This window comes from Mycoplana sp. 10N416 (assembly GCF_056394765.1).
Genome location: NZ_JBFTIM010000002.1, coordinates 81,481 through 93,543 on the forward strand (window position 1 = coordinate 81,481; position 12,063 = coordinate 93,543).

10 protein-coding genes and 1 tRNA gene are annotated in these 12,063 nt (G+C 61.8%); 5 read left to right on the forward strand and 6 right to left on the reverse strand.

Annotation, left to right across the window (positions count from 1 at the left end):
* Positions 1 to 146 precede the first annotated feature (146 nt).
* The 3 genes from AC1DDS_RS04725 (at position 147) to AC1DDS_RS04735 (ending at position 3,336) form a co-directional block, all read left to right on the forward strand.
* On the forward strand, positions 147 to 1,307 hold the full coding sequence (locus tag AC1DDS_RS04725) for a M20 aminoacylase family protein (RefSeq protein WP_477477832.1): 1,161 nt from the start codon (positions 147 to 149) through the stop codon (positions 1,305 to 1,307).
* A gap of 130 nt (positions 1,308 to 1,437) precedes the next feature.
* Positions 1,438 to 1,514 (forward strand) — tRNA-Arg (locus AC1DDS_RS04730).
* A 199-nt stretch (positions 1,515 to 1,713) separates the two neighbouring features.
* Positions 1,714 to 3,336, forward strand: coding sequence for a DUF4435 domain-containing protein (locus AC1DDS_RS04735; protein WP_477477833.1), 1,623 nt, complete (start codon positions 1,714 to 1,716; stop codon positions 3,334 to 3,336).
* Positions 3,337 to 3,452: 116 nt separating this feature from the next.
* Here AC1DDS_RS04735 and AC1DDS_RS04740 read toward each other — a convergent pair whose 3' ends face one another.
* Both AC1DDS_RS04740 and AC1DDS_RS04745 read right to left on the reverse strand, forming a co-directional pair.
* Complete coding sequence (locus AC1DDS_RS04740; RefSeq protein WP_477477834.1) at positions 3,453 to 3,833, reverse strand: CAP-Gly domain protein; 381 nt, start codon at positions 3,831 to 3,833, stop codon at positions 3,453 to 3,455.
* A 55-nt stretch (positions 3,834 to 3,888) separates the two neighbouring features.
* The gene (locus tag AC1DDS_RS04745; RefSeq protein ID WP_310412946.1) at positions 3,889 to 4,605 is read right to left on the reverse strand and encodes an META domain-containing protein; all 717 of its coding nucleotides are present in this window, start codon (positions 4,603 to 4,605) and stop codon (positions 3,889 to 3,891) included.
* Between the two features lie 185 nt (positions 4,606 to 4,790).
* Here AC1DDS_RS04745 and dxr point away from each other — a divergent pair, with 185 nt between their 5' ends.
* A complete protein-coding gene (gene dxr / locus AC1DDS_RS04750; protein ID WP_477477835.1) occupies positions 4,791 to 5,984 on the forward strand; it encodes a 1-deoxy-D-xylulose-5-phosphate reductoisomerase in 1,194 nt (397 codons plus the stop codon).
* A 40-nt stretch (positions 5,985 to 6,024) separates the two neighbouring features.
* Here dxr and hemA read toward each other — a convergent pair whose 3' ends face one another.
* The 4 genes from hemA to AC1DDS_RS04770 all read right to left on the reverse strand — a co-directional run bounded on the left by hemA (position 6,025) and on the right by AC1DDS_RS04770 (position 11,267).
* Positions 6,025 to 7,239, reverse strand: coding sequence for a 5-aminolevulinate synthase (hemA, locus tag AC1DDS_RS04755; protein ID WP_477477836.1), 1,215 nt, complete (start codon positions 7,237 to 7,239; stop codon positions 6,025 to 6,027).
* Between the two features lie 246 nt (positions 7,240 to 7,485).
* Positions 7,486 to 8,280 carry an FAD binding domain-containing protein gene (locus AC1DDS_RS04760; protein WP_477477837.1) on the reverse strand — a complete coding sequence of 265 codons (795 nt, stop codon included), beginning with the start codon at positions 8,278 to 8,280 and terminating at the stop codon, positions 7,486 to 7,488.
* A 14-nt stretch (positions 8,281 to 8,294) separates the two neighbouring features.
* Complete coding sequence (locus tag AC1DDS_RS04765) at positions 8,295 to 10,646, reverse strand: xanthine dehydrogenase family protein molybdopterin-binding subunit (RefSeq protein WP_477477838.1); 2,352 nt, start codon at positions 10,644 to 10,646, stop codon at positions 8,295 to 8,297.
* Between the two features lie 132 nt (positions 10,647 to 10,778).
* Positions 10,779 to 11,267 (reverse strand): (2Fe-2S)-binding protein, encoded by a 489-nt coding sequence (locus tag AC1DDS_RS04770; RefSeq protein WP_310412960.1) that lies wholly within the window; start codon positions 11,265 to 11,267, stop codon positions 10,779 to 10,781.
* A gap of 432 nt (positions 11,268 to 11,699) precedes the next feature.
* Here AC1DDS_RS04770 and AC1DDS_RS04775 point away from each other — a divergent pair, with 432 nt between their 5' ends.
* Positions 11,700 to 11,951, forward strand: coding sequence for a glycine zipper domain-containing protein (locus AC1DDS_RS04775; protein WP_477477839.1), 252 nt, complete (start codon positions 11,700 to 11,702; stop codon positions 11,949 to 11,951).
* Positions 11,952 to 12,063: the final 112 nt, after the last annotated feature.

Here is a 12,063-nt window from a genome sequence, read left to right on the forward strand (position 1 = left end):
CGTTCAGCAATCTGCAAGTGCCAGTCCTCGGAAAATCGGGAGTTGTCTCGAATGCTCCGCCTATTTAGCCTATATGGCAGGCTCATGGCAAAGCCCTCGATTAAAGAAAGGCCGATTTTCGGCCGCAACGGTGACAGGAACAGCGTATGCCCATTTTGAACCGTGCCGCAGAACTGCAGGACGAAATCGCCGGCTGGCGCCGCCAGATCCATCAGCATCCGGAAACGATGTTCGCCGTCGAGAAGACCGCCGCCTTCGTCGCCGACAGGCTGAAAGAATTCGGCGTGGACGAGATCGTGACGGGTATCGGGCGCACCGGCGTTGTCGGCCTGATCAAGGGCAAGGGACCGGGCCGGACCATCGGGCTGCGCGCCGACATGGACGCCCTGCCGATCACCGAGACGACCGGCAAGCCCTGGGCCTCGACGGTGCCGGGCAAGATGCACGCCTGCGGTCACGACGGTCACACGGCGATGTTGCTCGGGGCTGCGAAGTATCTCGCCGAGACGCGCAATTTCGTGGGCAACGTCGCCGTCATTTTCCAGCCGGCCGAAGAGGGCGGCGGCGGCGGCAACGAGATGGTCAAGGACGGAATGATGGAGCGGTTCCGCATCGACGAGGTCTACGGCATGCACAACATGCCGGGCATGCCGGTCGGCCAGTTCGGCACCCGCGCCGGGCCGATCATGGCCGCAACCGACGAGTTCGACATCACGGTCAAGGGACGCGGCGGTCATGCCGCACAGCCCCACAGGACGATCGATCCGATCGTCATCGGCGCGCAGCTCGTTACGACGCTGCAGACGCTCGTCTCGCGCAACACCGACCCCATCGCCTCGCTGGTCGTCTCGGTGACGAAGTTCAATGCCGGCTTCGCCCACAACGTCATTCCCGAGGAGGCGCGGCTGGGCGGAACGGTGCGCACGCTCAGCCCCGCGCTGCGCGAGGAGGCCGAAGCCCGCATCCGCCAGGTCTGCGCCGGACTTGCGAGCGCGAACGGGGCCGAAATCAGCGTCACCTACCAGCGCAACTATCCGGTGGTGGTCAATCACGAGGGCGAGACCGGACACGCATTGGCCGTGGCGAGCGAGATCGCGGGAGGCAGCAATGTCAACGCTGCGCTCGACCCGATGATGGGCGGCGAGGATTTTGCCTACATGCTGCTTGCTCGCCCGGGCGCCTTCGTCTTCGTCGGCAATGGTGATACGGCCGGCCTCCACCATCCGGCCTATGACTTCAACGACGATGCAATCCCCTATGGCGTAAGCTATTGGATCAAGCTCGCAGAAACGCGCTTGGCGGCGTAGGATCGCCGTGCCGGACGGGCGATCCTGTCGTCCGTTCGTACGTCGCCGGGGCTCGGCTGCCGATTTGCCGGCCGCGCCGGGTCAAAAACACTTGGCTTGAAGCCCGGGCTTTTGTATGGGTGCTATCAGTGGTCCCGTAGCTCAGCAGGATAGAGCACCAGATTCCTAATCTGGGGGTCCCGCGTTCGAATCGCGGCGGGATCACCATTTTTTCCTAACAGTAAGTTAATGGGCAAATCGTCGGGACTTGCGTGTTTAGCGTCAGCCTCATAAACCTGCAGTATAGCAGCCCATTGAATATTGAGCGCGGTTGAGGCGTTGATCATGGAAGCCACGAACCAGTCCACTTTCGTGGCTTCCGAATGCATCGCTTCCGCATACAGCAGTACAAATTTCAAAGGTTAACATGTCGCTGGCCGCCATTCTTTCAGTCCCTTCGCTTTCTGGTCCTCTCGACATCCAGCTCAAGAACGGTGGCAGTGTCGTCTTTATTGGTGCAAACGGTGCCGGGAAAACTCGGCTGGGTGTGTTCATCGACCGTTCGCTATCGTCAATGGTTGAAGTGCACCGAATAGCGGCTCATCGCTCGCTAATGCTCAACCCAAATGTGGTACCTCCGAGTCTCGAAGTCGCCACTAGGCGTCTGCGCTTCGGCTACGACGAAGGCGACTACCGTCACAAGGACGGCCACCGCTGGCAGAGCAAGCCTGAAACAGCGTTACTGAACGACTTCGACCATCTTCTTTCAGCGCTCTACGCAGAAAACAACGATGTGTCCGTTAAGTACAGGCAGAATCAAATAAGCGCCCCAAGTACGGAGCAGCCGCCAAGAGCGAAGATCGACAAGCTGAAAGAGATCTGGGAAATGATCTTGCCTCATCGCGAGCTTGTGGTGCTGGCCGGAAACATCAAGACCAGAGCGCCGGGCGATCAACCGCAAGAATACGCCGCGTCCGATATGAGTGACGGAGAGCGGGTTATCTTTTATTTAATCGGTCAGTCACTTTTGGCGCAGCCCAACACCCTCCTCATCTTTGACGAGCCAGAATTACACATCAACAAGTCGGTGTTGAGCCGGCTATGGGATGAAATCGAGTCCGCGCGCCCCGACTGCTCTTTCATCTACATCACGCATGATGTGGAGTTTGCAAGCTCGCGGCATGCTGCCACAAAGTATGCGGTTCGAGCTTATCAGAAGGTACCGAATGAGGCTTGGGACATCGAAGCTGTTCCGGAAGACGCGAACATTCCTGACGATGTGGTCGCCACCATCATTGGTAGCCGCAGGCCTGTCCTTTTTGTTGAAGGTGACGGTGGCAGTCTCGACTCTTCACTCTATCGGCGGGTTTACAGCCGTTTCACAGTGATCCCTGTTGGCTCGTGCGACCAGGTCATTCACACCGTTGCCAGCTTTGCTGCCAGACCCGAGTTGCATCGTGTCGGATGCGCGGGGCTTGTCGACGCTGACGGGCGTACAGACCAAGAGGCGGCTTATCTTGAAAGAAGGGGCGTGTATCGCCTCCCGGTTTCCGAGGTTGAAAACCTCCTACTCTTGCCAAACGTGTTCCTCGCGTTGGCGAACGCGCTGAAGTTTGGCGACGCAGATGCCCACGCAAAGCTAGGCGCGCTGCGGACCTATGTCTTTAGTCAGGCCAATCAGCAGATTGACCAAATCTGTCTGCGCTACACCAGGCGCAGGATCGATGCAGAAATGAAAAAGATTGGTCTTTCAGGCACGGATATTGCCGCTCTCGATGTCGAATTCAAAACTGCGGCCTCGAAAATTGACGTGTCCGCGATCTTCAACCAAACAAAAGCTGAATTGTCGGCGGCAATAGTGGGTCAGGATTATGAGAAAGTACTCCTCTACTACGACAACAAAGGCCTTCTATCTGAAGCAGCAAAGCAACTTGGGTACCAGCAAAAAGGGCTGGAGGAGTTCATTGGACGAGCGCTAAGATCGGATGAAAGCTCAGAGCTGCACACAGCGTTAGCAGCCTACCTACCCGCCGTAACCGCTCGCCCCTAACTGCGCCTGCTTACGGTCTCTCAAGCGCTCTACAATTCATCTTCATGCAGCGTCAGATGCGTAAGAGGATGCCCGCATCCGCCCCGAAAAGCCGCGCACACCGCGGCTCGCCACCATCACACCTTTTCCTCTTCCTTCTCCGGCGTCTCAACGCGCGGCTTCGGCTTTACCGACGGCACCATCGACGGTCGTGCCTCGACCTTCGGGCTTGGGGCCTTGATGCCCAGCATGCTCTTGATGCGGTCGGAAACCAGCGGACGGAAACGGCTGGCGCGGAAGGGCATGTCCACGGCGCCATAGCCCTCCGGGCCATCGTCGTTGCCGCGATAGAGTTCCATCAGTTTGATGCCGTAGAAATCGCCGTCGACGTAGTGCCGGTATTGGCCCACCCAGCGGACCGTGTAGATCTGTCCCTTGCGAATCCCCTGGTCGATCGAGACGTTCTTGAAGGTGTCGTTGATGCAGACGACCTTCTGTCCGACGCGGAAATGAGCCATGGGTGTCTCCGTGGAAGGGCACGGAAGCGATCCGCTTCCGCGATTGCTCGTGGTATCAGGGGGCCCTGTGGCAGGCGATGCCGGGCGCTTCGGCGCCCTTGGTGAGATCCTTCAGCGTGCCTTCGTCGCCCTTCGTCCACCACTCGAACTGCCCGCCCGCGTAGCGCGCGCCGGAACCGGAGAGCACGTTGCTGGCAATCACGAAATTGTCACCGAAAGAGAGGATTGCCAGCGAGACGGACTCCGCATTGATGTAGTCCGCCCTCACCTTGAGATCGCCGTCACAATCATAGGCAACGGTCTGCCGATCGACCGTTATGGTGTTCGGGACCTGCAGGACAATGTCGGTCGTGTTCCTCAGCATCGCCAATCGCATCGCATGGCCGCCGTCCTTGTCGGCGAGGTGCAGCAGCCCGTTTTCGAGCTTCCACGACTTGACGGTGCCGAGCGCATCGAAGAACTTCTGCTCCTGGTCCATGACCGCCGGAGCACACATCTTGCGGGTCGCTGCGGCCGGCGCAAAGGTTACCTCACCTTCATTGCCGAACTTCAGGTTGCCACGATAGGTGTTGCAGCCGCCATTGCCGCCATACGACCCATCGGTACGGATTTCCAGCGTCGTCTGGAGGTCGTCAATAACCCCCTTGCCGTTGAGGTCTTCGACCACCCAGGTTGCGCTCAGTCCCGGCGGCAGCGTATCCGCGGCGAAGCCATTCGACGCGGAGCCGAGAGACAGCAGCAGAGCCGCGAGCGCATTTACCGAGAACCGCACAAACAACCTCCAAAATCACCTGGGCGAACCATTGCTCGCCAGTGGCGACGTTATGGCGGCTCCATTGAAAACGTCAAGCCTGTGCACACCGACGTGTCCAGGAACGCGCGCATCAACAGCTTGTTGCGCGCGGCAATCGGCTGTAGAGCCTCAACAAGACAATAAAATGATCGCGGAAGACAATTATGGCACCCAGCGAGGCGAACAAGCGCCGCGTCACCATTCTCGGTTCGACCGGCTCGATCGGCACGAACACATTGGACGTGATCGAACAGCTTGGCGGACGTGACGCCTTCGAGGTGGTCGCCGTCACCGGAAGCGCCAATATCGAACTGCTGGCAAGGCAGGCAAAGGCCGTCGGCGCCGGTCTGGCCGTTACCGCCGACGAGCGCCGCTACGACGAACTCAAAAGCGCGCTGTCCGGCACCGGCATTGCCGTGGGCGCCGGCCGCAGCGCGCTCCTGGAGGCTGCGACCGCACCCTCGGACTGGGTCATGGCGGCCATCGTCGGTACCGCTGGCCTTGCGCCGACGCTGGCCGCCGCCGAGCGCGGTGCGGACATTGCGCTTGCCAACAAGGAATGCCTGGTCACCGCTGGAAATCTGTTCGTCGAAGCGGTCGCCGCCGGCGGCGGGCGGCTGATCCCGGTCGACAGCGAGCACAGCGCCGTGTTCCAGACGCTCGAGGACGACCAGCGCCACGCGGTCGAGCGCATCGTGCTGACGGCATCCGGCGGTCCGTTCCGCACCTGGTCGCGCGAACAGATGGCCGGGGTCACGGCAGCCGTTGCCGGTGCCCATCCGAACTGGTCGATGGGCCTGAAGATTTCGATCGGTAGCGCCTCGATGTTCAACAAGGCCCTGGAGATGATCGAGGCCAAGCATCTGTTCGACGTCCGGCCCGATCAGATCGAGGTGGTCGTGCATCCGCAGTCGGTGATCCACTCGATGGTCGGCTACAGCGATGGATCGGTGCTGGCGCAGCTCGGCTGCCCCGACATGCGAACAGCGATCGGTTATGCTCTGAGCTATCCGAGGCGGCCGGCACTCAATGTCGAGCGGCTGGACTTCGCCAAGCTCTCGCGGCTGGACTTTGAGGCTCCCGACGAGGAGCGTTTCCCCGCGCTTAGGCTCGCACGCACGGCGCTGAAGCGCGGCGGGCTCCAGGGCGCGGTGATGAATGCCGCCGAAGAGGTCGCGTTCCAAGCCTTCGTCGGTGCGCGCATCGGCTTTCTTCAAATGGCCGATGTCGCCGAAGTGGTCATGGATGCGATGGTGGACTGGGGTGCTGCTTCGTCGATGGCGGACGTCTTTGCGGTCGATGAGGAAGCACGCCGACGCGCCGACGAGGTGATCGCCAATATAGAAATGGCCGCGTAAGCCGCGGCCATTGGAGTTTCCTGTCGATCAGGCGCCTTTGTCAGGCGACGGCACGAGCCAGCGCACAACGCGACCATAGTGCATGCAGCGCGCCCACCAGATGGTCGATATCCGCGTCCGAGTGCAACGGCGTCGGCGTGATGCGCAGGCGCTCGGTCTTCTTCGGGACGGTCGGATAGTTGATCGGCTGGACGTAGATGCCGTAATTGTCCAGCAGCAGGTCGGAGATCCACTTGCACTTGGCGGCGTCGCCGACCATCACCGGAACGATATGGCTCGGGTTCGGCATGTGCGGGATGCCGTTCTTGTCGAGCAGCGAACGCAGCCGGCGCACCCGCTCCTGATGGGCGAAGCGTTCGACCTGGCTTTCCTTGAGATGACGGATCGCGGCGCAGGCGCCGGCGGCGAGCGTCGGCGGCAGCGCGGTCGTGAAGATGAAGCCGGAAGCAAACGAGCGGATGAAGTCGCAAAGTGCAGCAGAGGCGGCAATATAGCCGCCCATGACGCCGAACGCCTTGCCGAGCGTGGCTTCGATCACCGTCAGACGGTGCATCAGCCCTTCGCGCTCGGCAACGCCGCCGCCGCGTGGGCCGTACATGCCGACGGCATGGACCTCGTCGAGATAGGTCATGGCGCCGTACTTGTCGGCGAGGTCGCAGATTTCCTTGATGGGGGCGATGTCGCCATCCATCGAATAGACCGATTCGAAGGCGATCAGCTTCGGCGCCTTCGGGTCTGCGGCGGCGAGCTTCGCCTCCAGGTCCTTCAGGTCATTGTGCTTCCAGATCACGCGTTCGCACTTGGAATGGCGGATGCCCTCGATCATCGAGGCGTGATTGCCGGCATCGGAGAAACAGATCATGCCGGGGATCTTCGAACAGAGCGTGCCGAGCGCTGCCCAGTTGGAGACGTAGCCGGAAGTGAAAAGAAGGGCTGCCTCCTTGCCGTGCAGATCGGCGAGCTCGCGCTCCAGCAGGACGTGATAGTGGTTGGTGCCGGAGATGTTGCGGGTGCCGCCAGCACCGGCGCCACACTGGTCGATGGCGAGCTTCATCGCCTCGGTGACGGTCGGATGCTGCCCCATGCCGAGATAGTCGTTGGAGCACCAGACTGTGACTTCCTGCACGCCCGAATCCGTATGGCGTGTCGCCTTAGGGAAACTGCCTTTCTGGCGTTCCAGCTCAGCGAAGACGCGATAGCGGCCTTCCTGATGCAGCCCGCTGAGTTCGTTTTTGAAGAAAGCCTCAAAGTCCATCACTGTCTCCAGACCGGTTTCCCGGCACATCCGGGCGGAGTATGCCACCCACTTCGCCGCCTCCGCCTATACCTCGGGCGGGCCACTCGCAACGCAAAGGCGCTGCGGCAAATCCGCACCGACCTTTGAAACATTGCAAGTTAGGCTACAAGGTCAAAAACCATCCCAACTTGATGCATGTCAAGCAAGAACGATTGCGGGGCGGCGCGCGCCGCCCCGCAAGGCCTTGTCAGGTGCAAGCAGCGATCAGGCCGCCGCGACGGCACGCTTTGCCATCACGTTGACGAGGTTTGCCCGGTACTCGGCACTGCCGTGGATGTCCGAGAGGAGGTCAGACGGGTCCGTCGTAACGTTGGCGAGCGCGCCGGACGAGAAGTTGGCAGACAGGGCCTTCTCCATCGCCGCGTGGCGGAACACCCCGTTGGAACCTGCGCCGGTGACCCCGACACGCACGCCGCCTGCCCCCTTCGCCACGAAAACGCCGGCCATGGCATAGCGCGACGCCGGGTTCGGGAACTTGCAATAGGCGGCCTTCTCCGGCTTGGAAAAACTGACGGCGACGATGATTTCACCCTCCTCCAGGGCCGTTTCGAACAGGCCGGTGAAGAAGTCGTCGGCCGAAATCTTCCGCTTGTCGGTCTCGATGGTCGCGCCCAGCGCCAGCATGGCGGACGGGTAATCCGCGGCCGGATCGTTGTTGGCGATCGAACCGCCGATCGTACCCATGTGTCGCACATGCGGGTCACCGATCAGGGATGCGAGGTGGGCCAGCGCCGGGCATGCGGCTTTCAGGTCGGCGGAGGTGGCGACCTCGGCGTGGGTGGTGCCTGCGCCGATGCGAACCGTGTCGCCGGAGACGCTGATCCCCTTCATCTCCGGCACATGCCTGAGATCGATGAGATCGGTGGGCGCTGCGAGGCGCTGCTTCATGGTCGGAATCAGCGTCATCCCTCCGGAGACATATTTGCCGTCGTCCGATGCCCCCTTCAGCCGGACAGCGTCAGCGACCGAGGATGCGCGATGATAGATAGTTGCATACATATCCTGTCACTCCCTCAATGGGCCGCATGAGCCGCCACCCAGACTTTCTGGGGCGTGGCGGGCATGGTGAGATCGTTGTTGCCGATCGCGTCGGTGATCGCATTCATCAGCGCCGGCGGCGAGCCGATCGCCCCGGCTTCGCCGCAGCCCTTGATGCCGAGCGGATTGTTCGGGCAGGGGGTGTTCTGGTGCGAGACCTGGAAGGACGGCAGGTCGTCGGCGCGCGGCATGGCATAGTCCATGTAGCTCGCTGTTAAGAGTTGCCCGGTCTGCGGGTCGTAGTGGACGCCCTCGAGCAACGCCTGGCCGATCCCTTGCGCGATCCCGCCATGCACCTGACCCTCGACGATCATCGGATTGATGATGTTGCCAAAATCGTCGGCGGCGACGAACTGGATGATCTCGGTCTTGCCGGTGTCGGGATCGACCTCGACCTCACAGATGTAGCAGCCGGCCGGGAAGGTGAAGTTGGACGGGTCGTAGAAGGCGCCCTCCTTCAGCCCCGGCTCCAACCCGGCGGGCAGGTTGTGGGCGGTATAGGCGGCGAGCGCCACCTGGAACCACGGCACCGACTTGTCCGTGCCCGCCACCTTCAGCTCGCCGTTTTCGATGACGATATCGCTCTCATCGGCTTCCATCAGGTGGGCGGCGATCTTCTTCGCCTTGGCCTCGACCTTGTCGAGGGCCTTGACGACCGCCGACATGCCGACCGCGCCGGAACGCGAGCCATAGGTACCCATGCCCATCTGCACCTTGTCGGTGTCGCCATGGACGATCGAGACGTTGTCGATCGGCACGCCGAACCGGTCCGAGACGAGCTGGGCGAAGGTCGTTTCATGCCCCTGGCCGTGGCTGTGGGAGCCGGTCAGCACCTCGATCGTGCCGACGGCGTTCACCCGCACCTCGGCCGATTCCCACAGGCCCACGCCGGCACCGAGAGAGCCGACCGCAGCCGACGGGGCAATGCCGCAGGCCTCGATGTAGCAGCTCATGCCGATGCCGCGCTTCTTGCCGCGCTTGTCGGCCTCGGCCTTGCGCCCGGCAAAACCGGCCCAGTCGGCCTGCTTCATCGCCGCCTCGAGCGAAGCCTCGTAGTCACCGGCGTCATAATTCATGATGACCGGCGTCTGGTGGGGGAAGGAGCGAATGAAGTTCGTCCGTCGCAACTCCGCCGGCGAGACACCGAGCTCGCGTGCCGCTGTTTCCATCGTACGCTCGATAAGATAGGTGGCCTCCGGCCGCCCCGCCCCACGATAGGCATCGACCGGCGATGTATTGGTGTAGACCGCCCGGACATTGGCGTGAATCGCCGGAATGTCGTACTGGCCGGAAAGCAGCGTCGCATAGAGATAGGTCGGCACCGCCGAGGAAAAGAGCGACATGTAGGCGCCGAAATTGGCGATCGTATCGACCTTCAGGGCGGTGATCCGGTTGTCCTTGTCGAAGGCCATCTTCACGGTCGAGACATGGTCACGGCCATGTGCATCGGTGAGGAAGGCTTCGGTGCGGTCGGCCGCCCACTTGACCGGCACGCCGGTTTTCTTGGACGCCCAGAGGCAGACGATCTCTTCCGGATAGATGAAGATCTTCGAGCCGAAGCCACCGCCGACATCAGGCGCAATCACCCGCAGCTTGTTTTCCGGTGCGACGTTGTAAAACGCGCTCATCACCAGGCGCGCGACATGCGGGTTCTGGCTGGTGGTGTAGCAGGTGTAGTGGTCCTCGGCGCTGTCGTAGATGCCAAGGGCCGCGCGCGGCTCCATGGGGTTCGGCGCCAGACGATTGTTGAAGATCTTCATCTCGGTGACATGGGCCGCAGCGGCGATCGCCGCATCCGTCTCGGCTTCGCTGGTGCCGATCGCCCAGTCGTAGATGAGGTTGCCCGCCGCTTCCGGATGGAGTTGCGGCTGGCCGCTCTTCAATGCCGTCACGGCATCGGTCACCGCCGGCAATTCCTCGTATTCGACGACGACCTGCTCGGCGGCGTCGCGCGCCTCGCCGACGCTGTCGGCGACGACGATGGCGACGGCGTCGCCAACATAACGTACCGTTTCATGCGCTAGCGGCCGCCAGGCGCCCATTTTCATCGGGCTGCCGTCCTTGGAATGGATCATCCAGCCGCAGATGAGATTGCCGATGCCATCGGCCAGAAGCTGCTGGCCGTTGAGGATGCCGATGACGCCCGGCATGTCCTCCGCGGCCGAGGTGTCTATGCTCTTGATCTTCGCGTGCGCATGCGGCGAACGCACGAACACGGCATGCTTCATGCCCGGAACGACCATGTCGTCCGTGTAGCGGCCCTTGCCCGTCAAGAACCGTTTGTCTTCCTTGCGCGCCACCCGCGCACCGATACCATCAACACCCATCAGTCATCTCCTCCCGAGATACATCGAGCCGACAGGAAGCAGCCGGGGATTCCGTGAACAGAGCGTCCTTTTCCGGCCACCAACACCATCGGACTTGCCATCTGGTTATTGGCTAATCCCTACCCACCGGGCCTATTCGGCCGCCTGGCGGCCGGCGCTCATCTCCTCGGCGGCGGCGAGGATCGCCTTGACGATGTTGTGGTAGCCCGTGCAACGACAGATGTTGCCTTCCAGGTTCTCACGCACCGTCTTCTCGTCGAGCTTGCCGCCGTAGCGATTGATCATGTCGACCGCGGTCATCACCATGCCCGGCGTGCAGAAGCCGCATTGCAGGCCATGGTTGGCCTTGAAGGCCGCCTGCACCGGGTGCAGCTCGCCGTTCTGGGCGAGGCCTTCGATCGTGGTGATGGAGGCGCCGGCGGCCTGGACCGCCAAGGTGGAACAGCTCTTGATCGACTTGCCGTCCATGTGCACGACGCAAGCACCGCATTGCGACGTATCGCAGCCGACATGCGTCCCGGTCAGGCCCAGCTTGTCGCGGATGAAGTGGACCAGCAGCGTACGGTCCTCCACGTCACCGCTGACCTGCCGGCCGTTGACCGTCATCGTAACCTTCGTCATTCGTTCCTCCCTCGTGGTTCACGCCCGCGAGGCATTCCGGATCCGAAGTCGGCTTAGGCGGCGAATTCGAAAAACCGAAACACCTGCAAATTCCGCGCTGCAACCGGAGACCGTTATCGGTCCGCCCGACGGTCTGTGACGCCCCCTCGCCATCCGACCCCTGCAGCCACCGCATCATTCGTCCTTTTCAATCTGTGATCAACCGCTTCTTTGCCGGCGAATCGAATTTTTTGCGCCGAAATGAACGGGAACGGCGAGCGTCGGGCGTTTATTCAGAAGTCAAAAAAATACTTTCCGCCCATAGACTTCCCCGTTTTCGGCCGTATTGTTCGCGTTTGTGACATTGCCTAAACACGAATCGGCCATGCCGATTTGGGGACATTCGAGAAACTGGCGCCCTGTCTGCGCCGGTTCAACCTTGGAGAGATTTGCATGAAGAAAGCCATTGCGCTTGTGCTGATCGGCTTGGCCGCCGCTAGCTGCACGAAAACGGAAAAGGGCGCCGGCATCGGCGCTGCCACCGGCGCGATCATCGGTGGCGCGATCACCGGTGACGTTCGCGGTGCAGCCGTCGGTGCTGCCATCGGCGGCGTCAGCGGCGCGGTGATCGGCCATGTCGCCGATCAGCCCGGCCAGTGCTACTACCGCGACCGCTACGGTCGTCGCTACATCGACAATTGCTGATCCAAAGCGGAACACAGCGACGAGCTTCGCGAGACCCCGGCATCGCCCGGGGTTTTTTGCATCGATGCAACGGTCGCGGCGGAAATCCGCTCCAGACTGCGAATTTTCTTCC

What these genes read in the sequence shown, in the direction of transcription:
- AC1DDS_RS04725 (WP_477477832.1), top strand. Translation starts at nt 147, where the DNA reads ATGCCCATTTTGAACCGTGCCGCAGAACTGCAGGACGAAATCGCCGGC.
- AC1DDS_RS04735 (WP_477477833.1), top strand. Translation starts at nt 1,714, where the DNA reads ATGTCGCTGGCCGCCATTCTTTCAGTCCCTTCGCTTTCTGGTCCTCTC.
- AC1DDS_RS04740 (WP_477477834.1), bottom strand. Translation starts at nt 3,833, where the DNA reads ATGGCTCATTTCCGCGTCGGACAGAAGGTCGTCTGCATCAACGACACC.
- dxr (WP_477477835.1), top strand. Translation starts at nt 4,791, where the DNA reads ATGGCACCCAGCGAGGCGAACAAGCGCCGCGTCACCATTCTCGGTTCG.
- hemA (WP_477477836.1), bottom strand. Translation starts at nt 7,239, where the DNA reads ATGGACTTTGAGGCTTTCTTCAAAAACGAACTCAGCGGGCTGCATCAG.
- AC1DDS_RS04760 (WP_477477837.1), bottom strand. Translation starts at nt 8,280, where the DNA reads ATGTATGCAACTATCTATCATCGCGCATCCTCGGTCGCTGACGCTGTC.
- AC1DDS_RS04765 (WP_477477838.1), bottom strand. Translation starts at nt 10,646, where the DNA reads ATGGGTGTTGATGGTATCGGTGCGCGGGTGGCGCGCAAGGAAGACAAA.
- AC1DDS_RS04770 (WP_310412960.1), bottom strand. Translation starts at nt 11,267, where the DNA reads ATGACGAAGGTTACGATGACGGTCAACGGCCGGCAGGTCAGCGGTGAC.
- AC1DDS_RS04775 (WP_477477839.1), top strand. Translation starts at nt 11,700, where the DNA reads ATGAAGAAAGCCATTGCGCTTGTGCTGATCGGCTTGGCCGCCGCTAGC.